This is a genomic window from Anaeromyxobacter sp. SG66, assembly GCF_022690805.1.
In the GTDB taxonomy this organism is placed as follows: Bacteria; Myxococcota; Myxococcia; order Myxococcales; family Anaeromyxobacteraceae; genus Anaeromyxobacter; species Anaeromyxobacter soli.
Map to the genome: position 1 here is coordinate 1 of NZ_JALCZC010000035.1, position 20746 is coordinate 20746.

Sequence of the window (20746 nt, forward strand, 5' to 3'; positions counted from 1 at the left end):
GTTCGCGGGCGGGTTCGGCTGGCTGGCGGCGGGGGGCGGCGGAGGCGCCGGGCTGGGCGCGGGCGCGGGGGCGCCCGGGCCGGGGGGAGCGCCCGCTGGCGGACGCTGCGGCGCGGGGACCTCCGGCCCGCCGGCGGACGGCGTCACGGTCAGGACGACGCGCGCGTCCTTGCGGAGGAAGCGCCGGGTGGCGGCGGAGACGTCGGCGGGGGTGAGGGCGCGGTAGCGGGCGAGGTCCTTCGCGAGGTAGCCCGGGTCGCCCGCCCGCAGGTAGTAGTCGGCGAGGGTCGCGGCGCGGCCGCCGAACCCGCCCACCGGCTCGAGCGAGAAGATCGCGCTCGACTCGATGACGTTCTTCGCGCGCTGCAGCTCCTCCGCGCTCGGAGGCTCCGCGGCGAGGCGCGCCAGCTCCTCGTCGATCTCCTTCTCGAGCCGCTCGAGCGAGATCCCCGGCTTCGGGGTGGCCACGACGAGGAACATGCCCGCGAGCGCCTGCCCGGACTGGCCCGCCGAGACGCTCTGCGCGATCCGCTCGTCCATCACGAGCCGCTTCTCGAGGCGCGCGCTCTTGCCCTCGGAGAGCACCTGGCCGGCGACGCCCAGCGCGGCGTCGCCGTCGGCGAAGAGCTTCGGCGTCTGCCACGCGATGTACAGGCGGGGGAGCTGCACGCGGTCCTGCATCGTCACGCGCTTCTCGGCCGTGATGGGCGCGGGCGCCGGCACGCTCGGCGCGGCCGGCTTCTGCTTGCCCGGGATCCCGCCGAACCACTTCTCGACGAGCGCGCGCGTCCTCGCCGGGTCGATGTCGCCGGCGATGGCGAGCACCGCGTTCTCGGGCCCGTACCAGCGCTGGAAGAACTCCTTCACGTCGCCGAGCGTCGCGGCCTCCAGGTCCTCGTGCGAGCCGATGGGCATCCAGTGGTACGGGAACTCCGGGCTCCAGAGGTTCGAGAGGATCCGCTCGTAGGCGAGCCCGTACGGCTGCATCTCGTAGTTCTCGCGCCGCTCGTTGCGCACGACGTCGCGCTGGTTGTCGAGCTTGTCCTGCGTGAGCGTGGGCAGGAGGTAGCCCATGCGGTCGGCCTCGACGAACAGCATCTGCTCGAGGGCGCTCGTCGGGACCTGCTCCCAGTACTGCGTGGTGTCCTGCGCGGTGGAGCCGTTGCCGCTCCCGCCCGCCGCGTCGAGGAGCCGGTCCGCCTCGCCCTTCGGCAGGTGCTCGGTCCCCTGGAACATGAGGTGCTCGAAGAGGTGGGCGAACCCGGTCCGCCCCTCCTTCTCGTTCTTCGAGCCGACGTCGTACTGGACGTGGACGCCGACGATGGGCGTCGTGTGATCCTCGTGGAGGATCACGGTGAGCCCGTTCTCGAGCCGGAAGAGCGTGTAGGGGATCTCGGGCGCGCTCGCGGCGTCGGCCGCGACGGCGGGAGCTTGCGCGCGCGGCAGGGCGGGGAGGAGCGCGACGGCGAGCGCGGTCGCGAGGATTCTCGGCGTCATGGCGCGGCGTTATAAGCCCCGCCTCCTCCGGCGTCACGTTCCGTAGCGGGCCCCCTCCGTACCGCCGACCCGCCGTGCGAAATATTCCCTGCTCCGCGGCGTAGACGCCCCGAACGCCTCAGCCGCCCGGCGCCCTCCGCCTTCATGCTCCGACGCTCGCTCGCGCTCCTCTCCGTCGCCTTCTCCCTTCCGGCGCTCGCCGCCGCCCCGGGCGAGCCGCTCACGGCCGCCCGCCGCACGGGGGACATCGTCCTCGACGGTCGGCTGGAGGATCCGGCCTGGGATCTCACCCCCGCCTTCGACGGCTTCGTCCAGGTCTTCCCGGCGCAGGGGGCCCCGCCGTCCGAGCGCACCGAGGTGCGCGTCCTGTTCGACGACCGGGCGCTGTACGTGGGGATCGTCGCCCACGACCGGAGCCCCGGCGAGGTGCGCCGGCCGCTCGGGCGGCGCGATCGGGCCCCGTACTCCGACGCGGTGACGGTGGTCATCGACTCGATGGGTGATCACCGCGCCGCCTACGTGTTCGAGCTCAACGCGGCCGGGGTGCAGACGGACGCGCTGCTCTTCGAGGACGACTCGTCGACGGGAGACTGGGACGCCGTGTGGGAGGCCGCCACGGCGGCCCTCCCCGACGGCTGGGGCGCCGAGCTGCGCATCCCGCTCGCCGCGCTGCGCTTCTCGAACGCGCCCGTGCAGACGTGGGGGTTCGGGGTGAAGCGAGTCATCGCGCGCCGGCACGAGGAGGTCCTCTCGGTGCTCATCCCCCGCGGCACGCGAGGGCAGATCGCGCGCCTCGGCAGCCTGGTCGGGCTGGAGGGGCTCCGGCCGGTGCAGGAGCTCGAGGTCGCCCCCTACACCGCGGCCCGGCTCGCCTTCCGCCCGCGGGTCTCGGACGTTCCGCGCCCGCGCGACGTCGATCCGGTCGGCGACGTCGGGCTCGACGTGCGCGCCTCGCTCGGGCGCGCGGTCTCGCTCCAGGGCACGCTCAACCCGGACTTCGGGCAGGTGGAGGCGGACGAGATCATCCAGAACCTCTCCACCTTCGAGATCTTCTTCCCGGAGAAGCGGCCGTTCTTCACGCAGGGCATGGACCTGTTCCAGCCGGTCGCGATCCCCAATCGCCGCTCGCCGCAGCAGCTCTTCTACTCCCGCCGCATCGGCCTCGACGCGCCCATCCTCGGGGCCGCGAAGCTCACCGGCAAGCCCTCCGACACGCTCCAGGTCGGGTTCGCGGACGCGCTCGTCACCGGCGCCGGCGCGGGGCTGCCGGAGGCGACCCCCGACCGCTCCTTCCGCTTCGACGCGGCCCAGCCGCTCCACTTCGGGCCGCGGGCCGCGCTCCCCGAGCTCGCCCCGGCGCCGCGCAACTTCCTCGCCGGCGTCGCGCGTTACCAGCCCGCGCCGTCGCGCAGCTTCGGCGCGACCTTCACCTCGGCGCTGCCCCTCGGCCCGGCCTGCTCGATCGAGGACGCCGAGAAGGACGACGAGGCCGACGACCCGCGCCTGCGCCGCCCTGCGCGCTGCGACGTGCTCGGCGGCAACGCCGCCGCGCTCGACTGGAACCTGCGCTCGCGCGACGGCGCGTGGTTCCTCCTCGGCCAGGTCACCGGCTCGCAGGCGCTCGGCGGCGCGCCGACGCGGACCGCGCCCGGCGCGCCCATCTCGCCCCGCTCGCGCACGCTCGCGGACGGGACGGTGCTCGAGGAGGGCGACCTCGGCTACGGCGCTCACGCCGCGGTCGGCCGCGTCGGGGGAGAGCCGTGGCGCTTCGAGGTCCACTGGGAGTACGAGTCACCCCAGCTCGAGCTCAACGCCCTCGGCTACCAGCGCACCCAGAACGAGCAGCTCGGGCGCGCGCTCGTGCGCTACGTCCGGCCGACCGGTGGCGGGCCGTTCCACTCCTACGCGCTCGTCACCGGCGTCGAGGGGCACCGCACCACCGACGGGCGTGGCCTCGCGCGGACGAAGCAGGTCTGGATCGGCGGCGAGGCGCAGCTCCGCACCTACCAGTGGGTCGGCTGCACCGCCCTGGCGGAGGACCGCTCCTGGGACGTGCGCGAGATCTCCGAGACCGGCGTCGCGCTCGAGAAGGCGCCGTTCACCTACGCCGAATGCTACGCCGCGCTCGACCCCTCGAGGCCCGTGTACCTCGAGGTCGCCGCCGGCAGCGGGCGCACCGCCGCGGTCGGACCCCTCGGTGCGCTCGGCTACTGGGGAACGAAGGGCATGCTCGTCGTGAGGCCGCACGCGCGGCTCGAGAGCCGCCTCGACGTTCACTACGAGGCGTCGCGCTGGCGGGCGCGGTACGTCGACGAGCCGACCCCCGGCGTCTACCGCTTCGGCGACCTCGGCGCGCCCTCGCTCTCCGTGACGGTGCGCCAGCAGCTGGTCGTCACGCCGCGGCTCACCCTCCAGGGCTACGCGCAGCTCTTCGCGTCGTACGGCGAGTTCCGCGGGTTCCGCCAGGCCGCCGCGCGGGACCGCAAGGTGACGCTCGCCTCGCTCTCGCCCGCCGAGGCGCCCCCGCCGAGCGAGAACGACTTCCGCGAGGGCGCGCTCAACCTGAACGCCGTCCTGCGCTGGGAGTACCGGCTCGGCTCCACCCTGTACCTCGTCTACACGCGCGCCCAGCGCGAGCTCGAGTGGGACGGCGCGAGCGCGCTCCCGGTCACGCTCGGCCCGCACGCGCTCGGCGCCGGGCCGGCGACCGACACCTTCCTCGTGAAGTGGACGTACTACTGGACCCGCTGACGCCCGCTGGCGAGGGGGCGGGCGGCCGTGGGGCCCCCCGGGTTGCGCCCGCCTGCCGTGGCGGTATGCTTCCTCCCACATGGCGCCCCGCTCGCAGCCGCCGCTCCGGATCCTCCTCGCCGAGGACGACGCGGCGCTCGCGAAGCTCTACGGCTCCTACGCGAGCGACCGGGGGCACGCGGTCACGTTCGCGCGCGACGGGGTCGAGACCCTCGCCGCCGCGCTGGCGCAGCTCCCGGACGTGATCCTGCTCGACGTCGCCATGCCGGCGCTCGACGGCCGCGACGTCCTCCGCCAGCTCAAGACGGACCCCCGCACCGCGGCGATCCCCGTGCTCGTCGTCTCCGCGCTGGGGGGCGACCAGCACATGCGCGATCTGCTCGTGGAGCTCGGCGCCTCGGACGTGATGGAGAAGCCGGTCGATCTCCAGATCGCGTTCAACAAGGCCGAGCGGATGGTGCGCGGCTAGCGCGGGAGCGCTCACGCCGCGGCCCGGTCCTGGGGGACGGGGCGGGCGCCGCTCACCGATCCGGCTCGATCCGCATCGCCTTCGGGATCACCACGATGCCGCTCTCGGTGACGTGGAAGCGCTTGCGATCCTGCTCGAGGTCGTAGCCGATGGTGGTGTTCGCCGGGATCTCCACGTGCTTGTCCACGATGGCGCGGCGGATCCGGCAGTGTCGGCCGATGTTCACGTTCTCGAAGAGGATCGAGTCCTCGACCAGGCTGTAGCTGTTGATGCGCACCTTGGGCGAGAGGACGCAGTGGTGGGCGTGGCCGCCGGAGATGATGCAGCCCTCCGACACGAGCGAGTCGGTGGCGTGGCCGACGCGCTGCTCCACCTCGTTGTTGAAGACGAACTTCACCGGCGGGAAGTTGTGCTGCGCCGTGAAGATGGGCCAGCGGTCGTTGTAGAGCGAGAACGACGGGTCCACGTCCACGAGGTCCATGTTGGCCTGGTAGTAGGCGTCGAGGCTGCCGACGTCGCGCCAGTACCCCGCCTCCTTCTGGCCCTGACCGGGGACCACGTTCTTCGCGAAGTCGTAGACGTAGACGCGCTTGCTCCCGTACATCCCGGCCACGATCGACTTGCCGAAGTCGTGCGCGCTCTTGGTGTCGCCGGCGTCGCGGACGATCTCCTGCACGAGCGCGTCGGTCGTGAAGAGGTAGTTCCCCATCGAGGCGAGCGCGCGGGTGGGATCGCCGGGCATGGTCTTCACGTCGCTCTTCGGCTTCTCGACGAAGCCGATCATCCGGCCGTCGGCGTCCACCTCGATGATCCCGAACTCGCCCGCCTCGTGGACCGGCACCGGGATGGCCGCGACGGTGAGGTCCGCGCGCTTCTCCTCGTGGAACTCCAGCATCTGCCGGACGTCCATGCGGTAGATGTTGTCGGCGCCGAAGATGAAGGTGTACTCGGGCTCCTCGTCGGTGATGATGTTGAGGTTCTGGTAGATCGCGTCGGCGGAGCCCTCGAACCACTTCGGGCCGACGCGCATCTGCGCGGGGACGATCTCCACGTACTGGTCGAGCAGCGCCGTGAGCCGCCAGCCGCGCTGGATGTGGGCGTTCAGGGACTCGGACTTGTACTGCACGAGCACCTTCATCTTGAGGACGCCCGAGTTCGCGAAGTTCGACAACACGAAGTCGATGATCCGGTAGCGGCCGCCGAAGGGGACGGCGGGCTTGGCGCGCTCCCGCGTGAGCGGGTCGAGCCGGCGCCCCTCGCCGCCGGCGAGGATCATCGCGAGAAGCTTCGCCATCGGGTCACTCCGCGTGAGGCTGGAACATCATCGAGGCTACGCACCCGCGCGAGGCGGGGCAAGGAAGCGGCCGCACCAGCGCGGCGTCGTCTCGCTCTACCGCGACGAAAGGCGCGCGAGCGAGAACGCGGACGCGGGTCGCCCCGTCAGGGCCGCGGATTCCATATTGGACCGCGCCGGGCGGTGTCGCGAGGACGTGGCGCGCTCCACGGCGGCGGCGGGGCCAGCGATCAGGCGAGCCGCAGGAGCGGCGCGTGGGCGGCCTCGTGCGCGAGGAGCCAGCGCTTCACGTCGAGGCCGCCGGCGTAGCCCCCGAGCCGCCCGCCCGCCTGCACCACCCGGTGGCAGGGGACGAGCACGGCCACCGGGTTCTCGTGGTTCGCGCCGCCCACGGCGCGCGCGGCGCCGGGCCGGCCGAGGCGGGCGGCGAGCTCGCCGTAGCCTCGGGTCTCGCCCCAGGGGATCTCGACGAGCGCGGCCCACACGGCGCGCTGGAACGGCGTCCCGCGGAGATCGAGGGCGGGCAGCACGGGCGGCCGGCCGGCGAAGTACGCGTCGAGCGCGGCGCCGGCCGCGTCGAGGTGGGCGCGGGCCTGCGCCGAGGGCCCGGGGCGCGAGCCGCCGCGGTCGCCGAAGGTCACGCCCACCACCCCCGCGTCGGTCGCCTCGACGCCCAGGATGCCGATGGGGGAGCGGTACCGGAGGCGTGCGGTCACGCCTCGAACTCTACCGCACCGCGGCCGCGGCGGTCACCGCCGCCCCCGCCTGCTCCGCCGCGCGGCCGCCCGCCGCCGGGGGAGCGAAGCGCGCCAGCACCGCCGCGATCTCGGCGTTCACGTCGCGGAGCAGCTCCGCCTTCTCCCGGAACGGCAGGAACGCGCTCTTGAACCCCTGCACGAGGAGCGTGCAGAGGTCCTCCAGCGTGAAGCCCATCTTCTCGTGGGCGAGGCGCAGCTCCTTCGTGAGGCTCGTGTCCGTGATGAGCCGGTTGTCCGTGTTGAGGGTCACCCGCAGCCCGAAGTCGAAGTAGAACTTGAGCGGGTGGCTCGCGTAGTCGGCGACCGAGCGCGTCTGCACGTTCGAGGACGGGCACATCTCGAGCGGGATGCGGTGGTCGTTCAGGTAGTTGAGCAGGTCGCCGTTCTCGCGCAGCCGCACGCCGTGGCCGATGCGATGGGCGCCGCAGGTGTGGACCGCCTGGGCGATCGACTCGGGGCCGAACGCCTCGCCGGCGTGGATCGTCACGTTCACGTTGTTGTCGAGGATGAGCTGCACCGCCTCGCGGTGGCGGCGGGCGGGGTGCCCCTCCTCCGCGCCGGCGAGGTCGAACCCGACCACGCCCTTGCCCTTGTAGGCCACGGCGAGCTCGGCGAGCCGCACCGAGGTCTGCGGGTCGATGTGGCGGATCCCGCAGATGATCACGTTCGAGCGGATGCCGGTCGCCCGGTTCGCCGCGCGCAGGCCGTCGAGCACGGCGTCCACGATCGCGGTGGGCTTGAGCCCCTGCCGCGTGTGGAGGACCGGCGAGTAGCGCACCTCGAGGTAGCGCACGTTCTCGGCCGCGCAGTCGAGCGCGAGCTCGTGGGCCACCCGCCGCAGCGCGTCCTCGGTCTGGAGCACCGAGAGCGTCACGTCGAAGGCGGTCAGGTAGTCCTCGAGCGACTCGCACTGCTCGCCCATCCGCACCGCGCGGGCGAGCCCCTCGGGCGTGTCCGCCGGGAGGTGCACGCCCTGCGCCTCCCCGAGCTCGAGCAGGGTGCCGAGGCGCATCGAGCCGTCGAGGTGGCAGTGCAGGTCGGTCTTCGGCAGCGCCCGGAGCAGCTCGTCGGTCACGGGAATCGGCGCGGCGCCAGTCTTCGCGGTCATGCCCGAAGCTTAAGCCCGGCGGGGGCTCGACGGCGATGACCTGCCCGGTCGCCTGCTCCCCGAGGTGCGGCGCTCCCCGCCCGGCGTCTGGTGGATCCGCGCACCTGGATCGCACCTTCCACGGGTGAACAGGCGAGCCCCGCTGCCCATGGCGTTCCTCCTCGCGCTCGCCTGCACCGGCGCAGGCGAGCCGCCCGCCACCACGCCGCCCCAGGTCGAGCCGCCTCCCTACCAGCAGCTCCCCCCGCCCGGTCCGTCCTGGCCCGCGGCCGCGCCGGGCGAGCTCCCCTCCCCCGAGGTCCGCCTCCGCCGCCTCGACGTCACGCTCGCGGCGAGCGACCTCGCCGCGCTCGACGCGAACCCGTACTGGGACGTCATGTATCCGGCGACGGTGAAGCTCGACGGCCGGGAGGCGAAGGGGCTCGTGCGCTACCGCGGCGCCTCCTCGCGCACGCGGCCGCAGAAGAGCTGGCGCATCGACCTCGACCCCGGCTACGCGCTCGAGGGGCGGGACCGGTTCGCGCTGCTCGCGGAGTACGACGACGCGGCGAAGCTCGTCGAGCGGTTCGCGGTGGATCTCTACCGGGTCCTCGGCCTCCCCGTCCCGTACGCGCGCTTCGTGAAGCTCACCGTGAACGGCGAGTACCGCGGGGTGTTCCTCGACATGGAGCGCGTGGGAGGCGAGTACCTCGTCCACCACGGCCAGGAGCCGGACGCCTCCATCTACCGCTGCGGGGGGCGCAACTGCGAGCTGAAGCAGCAGCCGCGCTTCGAGGCCTCCTACCAGCAGGACTTCACGAAGACCCGCAACGAGGCGCTCCCGTGGGACGACCTGGATCGCTTCCTCGAGGTGGTCAGCCGGACCGACGACGCGGACCTCGAGCGGCGGCTCGGCGAGGTCATGGACCTCGACGCCTACCTCGGGAACCTCGCCGCGGACGAGCTCATCGCGAACACCGTCCTCGAGGACGCCCGCGCGTACTGGGTGCACGAGCTGCACCGCGACGTCTGGACCTACGTGCCGTGGGACCTCAACAACGCGCAGCCCTACTGGTCGCGCGACCTCTCCGCCGGCGCGCCGCTCGGCGGCGTCTGGCGCGAGGCGCAGATCTTCTCGATCTACGACGACGCCGTGAAGCGGATCTACGACGTGCGCGTGAACGAGCGCGCGGGCCAGAAGCCGACCTGGAGCGTGCTCGCGACGCGCGTCTGGGATCACCCCGCCCTGCGCGCGCGCCTGCTCGCGAGGCTCGAGTCCGCCCTCCAGGGCGTCTTCACGCCGGAGCGGGTCGGCCCCTACCTCGACGCGCTCTGGGCGGCGGTCGGCCCCGAGATCCTGGGCGATCCGTTCGTGGACGCGGCGCGCGCCGCGACGGAGCCGGCCCGCCTCCTGGCGTTCGTCCGCGACCGCCGCAGCGTGCTCCTCTCCCGCCTGCCCGCGCTCCGCGCGCACGGCTCGGGGCCGCTCGTCGTGAACGAGCTCGGGCTCCCGGGTGCCACCGGGCCGGGCTACGTCGAGCTCTACAACCGCGGCGACGCAGACCTCGACCTCTCGGGCGCGCAGGTGACGGACGACCTGCGCGTCCCCGCCAAGTACGCGCTGCCCGCGGGCACGGTCCTGCCCGGCCACGGCCACCTCGTGCTCGTCGCGGACGGGACGCCCTGGCCCCCGCCGCCTCCCGATCCGGCGCTGCCGCCGGATCCCACCGCGGGGCCTCCGCACCTGCCGTTCGTCCTCTCCACCTCGGGCGGCGAGCTCGGCGTGTTCCCGGCGGGCACCATCCACGCTCCGTACGACCTCGTCTACTTCGGCCCGCGCGCGAGCGGCAGCGCCTACGGCCGGACGAGCGACGGCGCCGAGACGTTCGCGAACGTCGCGCGCACTCCGGGGGCCGCGAACTAAACGGCGCCGATCATGATTCACGAACAGGCGAGCGAAGCGAGCCCGCCGGGGCGCTGCCGCGGAAGCGGCGAAGCCGCTCGCGGCGGCGCGCGGGACCCGGCTGTCGGGGTGGGGCATCGATCGGTACGCGCGCACGAGCGCGCGGAGCTTCGCTCGGCGGGGCGGGGGCGGCAGCCCCCGTTAGACGGCCGACAGGAAGCGGGCGAGGACGCGCTTCTCGCCGACCTCGTCGAAGACGACGGTCACCTTCGCGCCGGCGCCCGCGCCCTCGCAGGCGAGCACGGTCCCCTCGCCGAGCGAGGCGTGGAGGACGCGCGTGCCGCGCGGGAGCGTGCCGCTCGTCTCCGCCCGCTGGTCGAAGGAGTAGTCCACCACCGGCCCCTGGCGCTGGGGCGCCGTCCGGCGCGGCGGCGGGGTCTCGCGCGGGCCGTCGTCCTCGAGCTCGATGTGCGGCTCGCCCGGGAGCGAGCCCGGCGGGCGGCGGATGACGGGGCCGCGCGCGGCGGGCGCGGCGGACGGCGCGATCCGGTGGGCGAGCCCGAACAGCTCCGGCGGCAGGTCCGCGAGGAAGCGCGAGGGCTCCATCGAGCGGTACGAGGGGCCGCCCTCGCCGTAGCCGATGCGGCGGCGCGCGAGCGAGAGGGTGAGCCGCTTCTTCGCCCGCGTCATGCCCACGTAGCAGAGCCGCCGCTCCTCGTCCTCGGCGGCCTCGCGCTCGGCGGGGCCCGCGTCGGACCAGGGCCGCTCGTAGGGCAAGGTCCCGTCCTCGAGGCCGGCGAGGAACACGGCCTCGAACTCGAGGCCCTTCGCGGCGTGCAGCGTCATGAGCGAGACGCGCCCCTCCGGCGTCTCGGCGTCGGCCTCGCCGAGGAGCGCGATCTGCTCGAGGAAGCGCGCGAGCGGCGGCGGCCGGACGTCGTCCGGATCGCGCGGCGGCGGCTCGCCGAGGAGCGACTCGTCGAACTCGCGCGCCGCGGCGACGAGCTCGACGAGGTTCTCCGCGCGCTCGACCGCCTCGTCGGTGTGCTCCTCCTCGAGCCGCGCGAGGAGCCCCGAGCGCTTCAGCGCCTCCTGCACGGCGATCCCCGCGTCGAGGGCGGGGACGTCGGCGGCGAGGCCCGCCACGAGCGCGTGGAACTCGGCGAGGGCGCGCCGCGCGGCGGGCTTCAGGTCCTCGACCGCGTCGCGGTCGGCGATGGCGTCGAAGAGCGAGATCCCCCGCGCCTGGGCGTGCGCGCGGAGCCGCTCGACGGTCTTCTCGCCGATGCCGCGCGGCGGCCGGTTCACCACCCGCTCGAGGTCGAGGTCGCTCCGGGGCGAGAGGGAGAGGCGCAGGTAGGCGGCCGCGTCGCGCACCTCGGCCCGCTCGTAGAAGCTCGTGCCGCGGACGATCACGTACGGCACGCGCGCCGCGCGCAGCGCCGCCTCGAGCGGCCGCGACTGCGCGTTCGTGCGGTAGAGCACGGCGATCTCGTCGCCGGCGGTGCCGCGCGCGCGCTCCGTCTGCACCGCGCGCGCGATGCGCTCCGCCTCGTCGTGCTCGTCCTGGCCGACGACGAGGGCGAGCGGCTCGCCCGCGCCGCTCTCGGTCCAGAGCCGCTTCTCGCGCCGGCGCCGCGCCTTCGAGATGACCGCGTGCGCAGCGTCGAGGACCGTGCGCGTGGAGCGGTAGTTCTGCTCGAGCTTCACGACGCGGGCGCCTGGGAAGCCCTGGTCGAACTCGAGGATGTTCGTCACGTCGGCGCCGCGCCAGCGGTAGATGGCCTGGTCGTCGTCCCCCACCACGCAGACGTTCCGCTTCTCGTTCGTGAGGAGCTTGAGGAGCCGGTACTGCGCGGCGTTCGTGTCCTGGAACTCGTCCACGAGCAGGTGGCGGAAGCGGCCCGACCAGGTGCGGCGCACGGCCGGGTCCTCCTCGAGGAGCCGCACCGGGCGCAGCAGGAGGTCGCCGAAGTCCACCGCGCCGGCGCGCGCGAGGGCGGCCTCGAAGCGGCCGTAGACCTCCCGCGCGAGCTGCCCCTCCACGTCGTACTCGCCGATGACGACCTCGTCCGGGCGCAGCGCCGCGTTCTTCCAGCGGTCGATGCGCGAGAGCGCCTGCCGCGCGGTGAGCGGCTCGCCGTCCTCGACGCGCAGCTCCTGGAAGATGCGCTTCACGAGCCGGATCTGGTCGTCGTCGTCGTAGATGGCGAAGGAGGGCGGCAGGCCGGCGCGCGCCGCCTCGCGCCGGAGGAAGCGGGCCCCGAAGGCGTGGAACGTCTGCACCCAGAGCTCGTTCGCCTGGACGCCGAGCAGCCGCTCGAGCCGCTCTCGCATCTCGCCCGCCGCCTTGTTCGTGAAGGTCATGGCGAGGATGTGCCAGGGCATCACCCGCTCGTCGCGCACGAGCCGGGCGATGCGGTGGACGATGACGCGCGTCTTGCCGCTGCCGGCGCCGGCGAGGACGAGGAGGGGGCCCTCGCCGTGGAGCACGGCCTCGCGCTGGGCGTCGTTCAGGCCCTCGAGGAGCGGGTCGGACGTCGACATGGGGTCGGGAAGGATAATCGAAGCGGGCCCGGGCCGCGCGGGGCGAGGGCCCCGAGGCGAAAGCTCAGCCCCGGGCGGCGGTGCGCTTCGCCTTGCGCGCGGGCTTCTTCCGCGCGGGCGCGCCGTACTGGTAGTCGGACTCGCTCCGCTCCACCTGCTCGAGCACCCGCGGCTCGCCGCCGCCCTCCGCGACCGTCGCCCGCACCGAGCGCGTCCACACGAAGCGGTGGGGGAGCAGCGTCGCCGGCTCGGTGACGAGCACGAGCTCGTTCTCCACGACGAGCTCGCGGAGCGCGTCCTCGGGGAGCCTCGCCTCGGGCCCCGCCAGCTTCGCGACCACCGCCCGCGCGAGGCCCGGGAGCGCGGCCGGATCCGGCGCCGCGCGCAGCGTGATCTCGACGCAGCGCTCCTCGTGATCGCGCGCCGAGCACGGCACCCTGCGCCGCACGGAGAACTCCTGCTCGAAGTCCGCTCTCGTGCCGAGGAGCGGCACCTCCGCCTCGGTCCTCATGCCGTAGCGCTCGCCGAGCTCGAGGTCCGCGCCGATCCAGAACCCGACCGCGAGGTTCCACATCTCGCGCGCCTGCGCCTGCGTGGCCGCCTCGGCGAAGGCGAGCGCGCGCTCCCGCTGATCGTCGGGGACCGACCCCTCGAGCATGCGCGCCATCCCGGGCCGCAGCGCCTCCACGCCCTCCAGGGCGACGAACTCGCCCTCCGGCGACACCACCTGCACCACGGACTCCGCCGCCCGCAGGATCCCGTCCACCGCCGCCGGCGGGCCCGGGTACGGGGCGTCGCCCTCCCACGAGGTGCCTCGGGTGGAGATGCGGAGCGCGCCGCCGGCCTGCTCGAGGCGCTGGGTGAACCGCGTGATCGTCGTGCTGGGCGGCAGGCCGGTGCGGTGCCGCGTCCTCCGCTGCGTCGCCTGCACCTCGGCCGCGGCCGGCCAGGCGAAGCGCAGGCGGACGACGTCGGAGTCGCTCGCCCCGGGAGCGGGCGCAGGCTCGGGCGCGGACTGCCCGCTCGCCCGGGGAGCCTCGCGCGCGGGGGCCCCCGTCCTGCGGGGCGCGGGCCGGTCCTTCGCGCGCGCCGCACCGGCGGTGAGAGCGAGGGAGAACACGAGCACGACGGCCGCGCGGGCGAGGCTTCGCATGGGCGGCCGAGGCTACCACGGGGCCGTCGCGTCACGATCCGCGGCTCGCGGGTCTCTCACCCCGGGGAGCGCGCCGCGGACAGGTCCGCAGCCGGTCCGCGGCCTCGCGCTTCCCGCCCGGCGCCGAACGCGTCGGGCGGAGCGGGTGGGGAGCCCGGAGCCAGGGAGCCGGGTTCCCGCCCCTCCACGCCGGCGCGAGGAGTAGATTCCCCGCGTGGCGCCTCCCGTCCGCATCGTCCCGCTCGGAGGCCTCGGCGAGATCGGCATGAACTGCATGGCGATCGAGGCCGACGGCCGGATCGCCGTGGTCGACTGCGGCATCCTCTTCCCGAACGAGCCGATCGGCGTCGACCTCATCGCCCCCGACCTCGGCTGGCTGCGCGAGCGGCGCGAGCAGGTGGGCGCCATCTACCTGACGCACGGGCACGAGGACCACATCGGCGCGCTGCCCTTCCTGCTCCGGGACGTGAAGGCGCCGGTGTACGGGACGCGCTTCACGCTCGCGCTCCTGCGCCCGCGGCTCGACGAGGCGGGCGTCGCAGCGGACCTGCGCGAGGTCGCGCCCGGCGACCTGCGGCCGGCGGGGGAGGCGTCGCCGCTCGCGGCCGAGTTCTACGCCGTCACCCACTCCATCCCCGACGCGTGCGGCCTCGCCTTCTCCACGCCGCAGGGGACGATCGTCCACTCCGGCGACTTCAAGATCGACCCGCGGCCCATCGCCGGGCCCGGCTTCGACCTCGCCCGCGTCGAGGCGCTCGGCGCGCGCGGGGTGCGGCTCCTCCTCTCCGACTCGACGAACTCGGAGCGCCCCGGCTCCTCGCTCTCCGAGGCGGAGGTCGGCGCCGCGCTCGAGGAGGCCTTCGAGCGCGCTCCCGGGCGCGTCTTCGTCGCCTGCTTCGCCTCCAACATCCACCGCATCCAGCAGGTCGCGAACGCCGCCCGCGCCTTCGGACGCCGCCTGGCGCTCCTCGGCCGCTCGATGGAGTCGAACGTCCGGCTCGCCCAGTCGCTCGGGTACCTCGATCTGCCCGCCTGGATGCCGGTCGGCTTCCCCGAGGCGCGCGAGCTGCCGCCGAAGGAGCTGTGCGTCCTCACCACCGGCACCCAGGGTGAGCCGCGGAGCGCCCTCTCACGGCTCGCGCGCGGCGAGCACCCCGACCTCGACCTCGCGCCGGGCGACCTCGTCATCCTCTCCTCGCGCTTCATCCCCGGCAACGAGGTCGCGGTGGGCGAGGTCGTGAACGCGCTCTGCCGCCGCGGCGCCCAGGTGGCCTACGAGGGGCTGCGGCCGCTCCACGTCTCCGGGCACGCGCAGGAGGCCGAGCAGCGGCGCCTCATCGCGCTCGCCCGCCCCGAGCACTTCGTGCCCATTCACGGTGAGTACCGCCACCTCGCCCGCCACGCCGCCCACGCCGCCTCCGAGGGCGTGCGCGGGCGCCACCTGCTCCTCGACGGGCAGGTGCTCGAGCTCGGCGACGGCGGGGTGAGCGTGCTCGCGGAGCCGGTCCCGGTGGGGCGCGTCTACACCGACCGCGACGCGCTGCTCGGGCAGGACATCGGCGCGATGGTGGTGAAGGACAGGCGCCTGCTCGCGGAGGCGGGGCTCTGCATCGCGGTGCTCGTCGTGGACAAGGCGACCGGCGCGGTGATACGCGGGCCCGAGCTCTTCGCCCGCGGCGTCGCCGGGTTCGAGGGGGCGGAGGACGAGCTCCGGGCGGAGGCGCTGCGCGCGCTCGACGAGCTCACGCCGCAGGCCCGCCTCTCCGTCGAGGAGGTGCAGGAGACGCTCCGGGTCGCGGTCCGGCGCTCGCTGAAGCGGGCCACGGGGAAGCGGCCCACGGTGCTGCCGGTGGTGCTGGAGCTCTAAGGCGCGGCGACGCGCGGGGAGGAACAGCGGTCTATGCCGAGCTTCGACGTGGTCTCCGAGCTGAACCTCATGGAGGTGGAGAACGCCTTCAACCAGGCGCGGAAGGAGATCCTCCAGCGCTTCGACTTCAAGGGCACGAACACGGACCTCGAGCGCGACAAGGACCTGCACGTCGTCGTGAAGGCCGCCTCCGAGGGGCGCGCCGAGGCGGCCCTGCAGGTGCTCATGGAGAAGCTCGCGAAGCGAGGCGTCCCGCTCGAGGGCCTCGACCCGCAGAAGGTCGAGCCCGCCTCCGGCGGCTCGGTGCGACAGCTCGTGAAGCTGAAGCGCGGGCTCAAGCAGGAGGACGCGAAGAAGATCGTGGCGCTCGTGAAGGAGAGCGGGCTCAAGGTGCAGGCGGCGATCCAGGGGGAGGCGGTGCGGATCACCGGGAAGAAGAAGGACGACCTGCAGGCGGCGATGCAGGCCATCCGCGGCGCGGCGCTCGGCGTCCCGCTGCAGTTCCAGAACTTCAGGGAGTGAGAGACCTACCCCCCGCCCGCCCGCTCACCGCGGATTGTCCGCGCCCACCCCGTCTGTTAGATCGGGCGCCCCGATGACCACCACCCGCGTCTACCTCCACACGCTCGGCTGCCCGAAGAACCGGGTGGACAGCGAGGTCATGCTCGGCACCCTGACGGGCGCCGGCTACCGCCTCGAGCGCGACCCCGCCCAGGCGGACGTGATCGTGGTGAACACCTGCGGGTTCATCGAGAGCGCCAAGGAGGAGTCGGTCGACGCCATCGTCGAGCTCGCGGGCATGAAGCAGGAGGGGCGCTGCAAGAAGCTCGTCGTGACCGGCTGCCTCGTGCAGCGTCACGCCGAGGAGCTGTCGGCCGAGCTGCCGGAGGTGGACCACTTCCTCGGCACCGGCGCCTACGCCGACATCGCCCGCGTCGTCTCGGACGCGCAGGCGAAGCGGCTCGTCGTGCCCGACCCGGACTTCGTCCACTCCGCCTCGACGCCGCGGGTGAACTCGCTCCCCTCGCACACGGCCTACCTCAAGATCTCCGAGGGCTGCGACAACGCCTGCGCGTTCTGCATCATCCCGAAGCTCCGCGGCGCGCAGCGCTCGCGGCCGGTGGACGACGTCGTCGCCGAGGCGGCCGCGCTCGCGGCGCAGGGCACCGTCGAGCTCTCGCTCGTGGCGCAGGACCTCACCGCCTACGGCTACGACCTGCCGGGCAAGGTCCGCCTGCACCACCTCCTGCCGGAGCTGTGTAAGGTGGACGGCATCCGCTGGCTGCGGCTCCACTACGCGTACCCGCGCGACGTGCCGGACGCGCTCGTCGACGTGATCGCGCGCGAGCCGAAGATCGTGAAGTACCTCGACATGCCGCTGCAGCACTCCTCCGACCGGCTGCTCCGCTCGATGAAGCGCGGCCGCGACTCGGTGTTCCTGCGCGAGCTCCTCGCTCGCCTTCGGGCGCGCGTGCCCGGCATCGCGCTGCGGACCTCGCTCATCGTCGGGCTCCCCGGCGAGACGGAGGAGGACTTCGAGGATCTCGTGCGCTTCGTGGAGGAGCAGCGCTTCGAGCGGCTCGGGGTGTTCGAGTTCTCGCCCGAGGACGGCACGCCCGCGGCGGAGATGGACGGGCAGCTCCCGGAGGCGGTGAAGCGCGCCCGCCGCGATCGCATCATGGCGCTCCAGCAGGAGATCTCCCGCGACCACCAGCAGGCGATGATCGGCCGGCAGCTCGAGGTGCTCGTGGAGGGGCGCTCGGAGGAGACCGAGCACCTGCTCGCCGGCCGCCACGCGCAGCAGGCGCCGGAGATCGACGGCATCACCTACATCAACGACGGGGTCGCCTACCCCGGCGAGCTCGCCACCGTCGAGATCACCGACGCCTCCGAGTACGACCTCGTCGGCCGCGTGGTGGCGCGCGATCCGGAGCGGGCGCGACGCCCGCTTCCCCAGGCGGAACCCCGCGACGCAGGCCCGCGCCGCCGCGGTGGCCTCCCCGTCGTCGGCTGAGCTCTCAGCGCACTGGGTGCGCCCGCAGCGCCTCGGCGAAGGGATCCCGCCGCCCCCGAGCGACGCACACCCGATCGTCGCCGACGGCGCCGCAGTCCGCGCCCGCCGCGAGGAGGCGCGCGATGGCGCTCGGGTGCACGACGTAGATCGTCGCGGGATCCAGCGTTCCCGCCTCGACGGCGCGGCGGGTCGCCCGGCACGCCGCGATCGCTCGCCCGGGATCGAGGCGGGCGGCGTACGCGGCGTCGAAGGTGGCGCCCAGGCGATACGCCGCCTCCGCGAGCGGCAGGTAGCTGTCCGGCGGATACAGGTGCGGACCGCAGAGCTCCGGCTCGGGCGCGATGGGGTCCCCGCCGGCGAGGAGGTAGGGCGGGAACATCGAGACGTGGCGGTACGCGCCCTCCGCGAGCGCCCACTCCGGCGCGGGAGGTGGGAAGGAAGGGGCGAGCCGGAGCGGCGCGGGCGGCCTCACGTCGAGCACCTGCGCCACCACGGCCAGCGCGAGCACGCCCCGCAGCGCGCGCGGCTTCTCGCCGAGCACGGCCGCGGCGAGGCCGATCCCGCCGAGGAGGAGCAGGTAGTGGAGGGGCCAGACGAAGCGGCCCGAGGAGCGGAAGGTGCCGGAGAGCGCGGGCACCGCCTCGTAGAAGCGGAGCCGCCCGACGACCTCTCCCGCCGCCCGCACGGTGCCGGAGAGCGCGAAGAAGCCGAGTACGAGCGCGATCACCACGATCGGCGCCACACGGGCGAGCGCGACGGCGGCGGGGGGACGGCGCCGCGCGGCGGCGAGGACGGCGCCGAGGACGAGGAGGAACAGGACGCCCGCGCCGAGGTAGCCGAACCCCTCGTACTGGCCGGCGTGGACGGGGAGCCCCGCCCAGACGCGCGACCAGCCCATGGGGTTCACGAGGGTCGCGAGGTCGGCCGAGAAGTAGCCGAAGCCGTTCGCGCGCGCCCGCACCCCGCTCACGAGGAAGCCGAAGAGCGCGAGCCCCGCGCCCGCCGCGAGCGCGATCGCGGCGAGGCCGCCCGCGAGGAGCGAGGCGCCCCCGCGCCGCTCGACGAGGACGATCCGCGCGAGGAGGGCGGCGGCGAGGGCGGCCGCCATCACCACGAAGTACGGGTGCACCCCCGCCGCGGCGAGGACGAGGAGGAGCGCCGCGGCGAGCCTCGCGCGGAGCCGGGGCGCGTCCTCGCGCGCGGGCGCGAGCGCGAGCCACAGGGCGAGGAGCAGGATCCACTGCGCGCAGAGGCTCGCGTGACCGGTCTTCGGGCCCACGAGCCGGTGGAGGAGCGGCGGCGCGAGCACGAACAGCGCCCCGCCGAGCGCCTGCGCGACGCGGTCCGGCGTCGCGAGCCGCGCGAGCTTCGCGCCCACGAACCCCTGCAGCGCGAAGGAGACGACGAGCCAGCTCCCCACGTACTGGAAGTCCTGCGGGAGGAGCGCCGCGAGCGGGCGGAGGACCACCGCGACGAGCGGGAGCGAATCGGTGAAGCCGAGCGTCGAGCCGATGCCGAAGGGATAGAGCGGGTTCGCGCCGAGGGGCAGCGTGAACGGAGCCGAGCGGAAGAAGAGCCACCCGACGTAGCTCGCCCCGAAGTCGCTGCCCAGGAGCCAGCGGACGTTCCCCGGCGCGGCGAGGGCGAGGCCACCGGCGTTCCAGGCGAGCCAGCCGACGCCCGCGAGTCCCGCCACGAGCGCGGGGGCGTGCGGCGCGAGGCGCGCGCGCAGGGGGGCGAGTCGCCCGCCCGCCCTTCCCGCCGGGACGCCGGGAGCGGATCCCTTCTCGTCGGGGGCGCCGGGGGACATCCGTTGCACGCGGGCGCGAGGATCCGCGCGCGCGATGGGAGTGTCAACGGGCTGGCCTCGCGGCCCCGAACGCGCGAAAGTCTCCGCCGACGATGGATCTCCTGGAGCTCGAGCGCGCCCCCGTCCGGCGCCACCCCTGGGAGGAGGCGCGGGTCGCCTTCTTCCTGCGGGTCCTGCGCGGCGCGGGCCTGCTCGGGCCGGGCGTGGCGGTGCTCGACGTGGGCGCGGGCGACGGCTTCTTCTCCCGCCGGCTCACCGAGGCGCTCGCCGAGGGCTCGTCCGTCACCTGCTGGGACACGAACTACACCGACGCGCACCTCGCCTCGGAGGCCTTCGCCCCGTCGGCAGGCCTGCGCTTCACCCGCGCCGCGCCGGAGGGCGCGTTCGGGCTCGCCCTCCTCCTCGACGTGCTCGAGCACGTGGAGGACGACGCCGCGTTCCTCGCCGAGGTGGTCGAGGCGCGGCTCGCGCCCGGCGGGCACGCGCTCGTGTCGGTGCCGGCCTGGCCCGCCCTCTTCTCGAGCCACGACGTGAAGCTCCGGCACCACCGCCGCTACGCGCCGCGGGCCGCGCGGGCGGTCCTCGCGCGCGCCGGGCTCGAGGTGGTCCGCGGCGGCGGCCTCTTCCACGCCCTCGTCGCGCCGCGGGCGGCGCAGGTCGCGCTCGAGCGCCTCTCCCGTTCGGCGCCCCCGCCGAAGGACCTCGGCGAGTGGGACGCGCCCGCGTCCGTGACGGCCGCCGTCCGCGGCGCGCTCGCGCTCGACGCGTCCCTCTCGCTCCTGCTCTCGCGGCTCGGGCTCGACCTGCCCGGCCTGAGCTACTGGGCCCTATGCCGGAAGCCGTAGCGCTCGTCATCCCCTGCTTCAATGAGGCGGTGCGGCTCCAGCGCGAGGAGCTCCTCCGGCTCGCCCGCGCGCGCGAGGGCCTCTCGCTCGTGCTCGTGGACGACGGCTCCACCGACGGGACCGTGGCGGTGCTCGACGAGCTCCGCCGCGCGGAGCCCGCGCGGATCTCCGTCGTGCTCCTCCCCCGGAACCGCGGCAAGGCCGAGGCGGTGCGGGAGGGGCTCCGCCGGGCGCTGGCGGGCGGCGCCGCGGTGGTGGGCTACGCCGACGCCGATCTCTCGACGCCGGTCGACGAGCTCGCCCGGCTCGTGGACACGGCCCGTGCCTCGCGCCGCGAGGCGGTGCTCGGCTCGCGCGTGCGGCTCCTCGGCAGGCGCATCGAGCGTCAGCCGCTCCGCCACTACCTCGGCCGCGTGTTCGCGACGCTCGCCTCGCTCGCCCTCGGCCTCGCGGTCTACGACACCCAGTGCGGCGCGAAGCTCTTCCGCGCGACGCCCGCGCTCGCCGCCGCGCTCGAGGCGCCGTTCCGCACGCGCTGGATCTTCGACGTGGAGCTCCTCGCGCGCCTCCGCGCCGGCGGCCCCGGCGTCGCGCCCCTCGGGGAAGACGCGTTCGAGGAGGTGCCGCTCCTCGCCTGGCGCGACGTGGGCGGCTCGAAGCTCCGCCCCGGTGCGATGCTCGCCGCCGGCCTGCAGCTCGTCGCGCTCGGCGCGCGGCTGCGGCTCGGGCGGCGCTGACCGCCGGCTCCGGC

General features: G+C 74.5%; 15 protein-coding genes. 8 read left to right on the forward strand and 7 right to left on the reverse strand.

Annotation, left to right across the window (positions count from 1 at the left end; translation table 11 throughout):
• The coding region (locus MNZ39_RS11860; protein ID WP_242338660.1) for a pitrilysin family protein at nt 1-1497 on the reverse strand (1497 nt) is incomplete at its 3' end.
• 144 nt (nt 1498-1641) lie between these two features.
• Between MNZ39_RS11860 and MNZ39_RS11865 the strand changes: the two genes are divergently transcribed.
• Together MNZ39_RS11865 and MNZ39_RS11870 are read left to right on the forward strand one after the other, a co-directional pair.
• Entirely contained in the window at nt 1642-4248 is a 2607-nt protein-coding gene (locus tag MNZ39_RS11865) for a DUF5916 domain-containing protein (protein ID WP_242338662.1), read from the forward strand.
• A gap of 79 nt (nt 4249-4327) precedes the next feature.
• Nucleotides 4328-4717, forward strand: coding sequence for a response regulator transcription factor (locus MNZ39_RS11870; RefSeq protein ID WP_242338664.1), 390 nt, complete (start codon nt 4328-4330; stop codon nt 4715-4717).
• Nucleotides 4718-4769: 52 nt separating this feature from the next.
• Here MNZ39_RS11870 and glgC read toward each other — a convergent pair whose 3' ends face one another.
• The 3 genes from glgC to add form a co-directional block, all read right to left on the reverse strand.
• Complete coding sequence (glgC, locus tag MNZ39_RS11875) at nt 4770-6011, reverse strand: glucose-1-phosphate adenylyltransferase (RefSeq protein ID WP_242338666.1); 1242 nt, start codon at nt 6009-6011, stop codon at nt 4770-4772.
• A 230-nt stretch (nt 6012-6241) separates the two neighbouring features.
• Nucleotides 6242-6727 carry a methylated-DNA--[protein]-cysteine S-methyltransferase gene (locus MNZ39_RS11880; protein WP_242338668.1) on the reverse strand — a complete coding sequence of 162 codons (486 nt, stop codon included), beginning with the start codon at nt 6725-6727 and terminating at the stop codon, nt 6242-6244.
• 10 nt (nt 6728-6737) lie between these two features.
• The gene (gene add / locus MNZ39_RS11885; RefSeq protein ID WP_242338670.1) at nt 6738-7877 is read right to left on the reverse strand and encodes an adenosine deaminase; all 1140 of its coding nucleotides are present in this window, start codon (nt 7875-7877) and stop codon (nt 6738-6740) included.
• Nucleotides 7878-8001: 124 nt separating this feature from the next.
• On the opposite strand from add, the gene MNZ39_RS24695 reads away from it, so the two are divergent.
• Complete coding sequence (locus MNZ39_RS24695) at nt 8002-9780, forward strand: CotH kinase family protein (protein ID WP_308197193.1); 1779 nt, start codon at nt 8002-8004, stop codon at nt 9778-9780.
• Between the two features lie 180 nt (nt 9781-9960).
• Here MNZ39_RS24695 and MNZ39_RS11895 read toward each other — a convergent pair whose 3' ends face one another.
• Nucleotides 9961-12306: an ATP-dependent helicase gene (locus MNZ39_RS11895; protein WP_242338672.1), complete on the reverse strand. Its 2346-nt coding sequence runs from the start codon at nt 12304-12306 to the stop codon at nt 9961-9963.
• A gap of 64 nt (nt 12307-12370) precedes the next feature.
• The gene (locus MNZ39_RS11900; protein ID WP_242338674.1) at nt 12371-13459 is read right to left on the reverse strand and encodes a hypothetical protein; all 1089 of its coding nucleotides are present in this window, start codon (nt 13457-13459) and stop codon (nt 12371-12373) included.
• A 214-nt stretch (nt 13460-13673) separates the two neighbouring features.
• Here MNZ39_RS11900 and MNZ39_RS11905 point away from each other — a divergent pair, with 214 nt between their 5' ends.
• The 3 genes from MNZ39_RS11905 (at nt 13674) to rimO (ending at nt 17340) form a co-directional block, all read left to right on the forward strand.
• Nucleotides 13674-15326 carry a ribonuclease J gene (locus tag MNZ39_RS11905; protein WP_242338676.1) on the forward strand — a complete coding sequence of 551 codons (1653 nt, stop codon included), beginning with the start codon at nt 13674-13676 and terminating at the stop codon, nt 15324-15326.
• A gap of 33 nt (nt 15327-15359) precedes the next feature.
• Entirely contained in the window at nt 15360-15848 is a 489-nt protein-coding gene (locus MNZ39_RS11910) for a YajQ family cyclic di-GMP-binding protein (protein ID WP_242338678.1), read from the forward strand.
• A 73-nt stretch (nt 15849-15921) separates the two neighbouring features.
• Nucleotides 15922-17340: a 30S ribosomal protein S12 methylthiotransferase RimO gene (gene rimO / locus MNZ39_RS11915; RefSeq protein WP_242338680.1), complete on the forward strand. Its 1419-nt coding sequence runs from the start codon at nt 15922-15924 to the stop codon at nt 17338-17340.
• 4 nt (nt 17341-17344) lie between these two features.
• Here the strand turns inward: rimO and MNZ39_RS11920 are convergent, their stop codons facing one another.
• On the reverse strand, nt 17345-19150 hold the full coding sequence (locus MNZ39_RS11920; protein WP_242338723.1) for a DUF6311 domain-containing protein: 1806 nt from the start codon (nt 19148-19150) through the stop codon (nt 17345-17347).
• Nucleotides 19151-19242: 92 nt separating this feature from the next.
• Here MNZ39_RS11920 and MNZ39_RS11925 point away from each other — a divergent pair, with 92 nt between their 5' ends.
• Together MNZ39_RS11925 and MNZ39_RS11930 are read left to right on the forward strand one after the other, a co-directional pair.
• On the forward strand, nt 19243-19995 hold the full coding sequence (locus MNZ39_RS11925; RefSeq protein WP_242338682.1) for a bifunctional 2-polyprenyl-6-hydroxyphenol methylase/3-demethylubiquinol 3-O-methyltransferase UbiG: 753 nt from the start codon (nt 19243-19245) through the stop codon (nt 19993-19995).
• Nucleotides 19980-20732, forward strand: a complete 753-nt coding sequence (locus MNZ39_RS11930; RefSeq protein ID WP_242338684.1) for a glycosyltransferase — start codon at nt 19980-19982, stop codon at nt 20730-20732. Before MNZ39_RS11925 ends, MNZ39_RS11930 begins: the two co-directional genes overlap by 16 nt.
• The last annotated feature ends 14 nt before the right edge of the window (nt 20733-20746 follow it).

Coding starts and splice junctions, on each gene's coding strand:
- MNZ39_RS11910 (WP_242338678.1), top strand. CDS start 15,360: ATGCCGAGCTTCGACGTGGTCTCCGAGCTGAACCTCATGGAGGTGGAG.
- add (WP_242338670.1), bottom strand. CDS start 7,877: ATGACCGCGAAGACTGGCGCCGCGCCGATTCCCGTGACCGACGAGCTG.
- glgC (WP_242338666.1), bottom strand. CDS start 6,011: ATGGCGAAGCTTCTCGCGATGATCCTCGCCGGCGGCGAGGGGCGCCGG.
- MNZ39_RS11920 (WP_242338723.1), bottom strand. CDS start 19,150: ATGTCCCCCGGCGCCCCCGACGAGAAGGGATCCGCTCCCGGCGTCCCG.
- MNZ39_RS11870 (WP_242338664.1), top strand. CDS start 4,328: ATGGCGCCCCGCTCGCAGCCGCCGCTCCGGATCCTCCTCGCCGAGGAC.
- MNZ39_RS11925 (WP_242338682.1), top strand. CDS start 19,243: ATGGATCTCCTGGAGCTCGAGCGCGCCCCCGTCCGGCGCCACCCCTGG.
- MNZ39_RS11895 (WP_242338672.1), bottom strand. CDS start 12,306: ATGTCGACGTCCGACCCGCTCCTCGAGGGCCTGAACGACGCCCAGCGC.
- rimO (WP_242338680.1), top strand. CDS start 15,922: ATGACCACCACCCGCGTCTACCTCCACACGCTCGGCTGCCCGAAGAAC.
- MNZ39_RS11930 (WP_242338684.1), top strand. CDS start 19,980: ATGCCGGAAGCCGTAGCGCTCGTCATCCCCTGCTTCAATGAGGCGGTG.
- MNZ39_RS11900 (WP_242338674.1), bottom strand. CDS start 13,459: ATGCGAAGCCTCGCCCGCGCGGCCGTCGTGCTCGTGTTCTCCCTCGCT.
- MNZ39_RS11865 (WP_242338662.1), top strand. CDS start 1,642: ATGCTCCGACGCTCGCTCGCGCTCCTCTCCGTCGCCTTCTCCCTTCCG.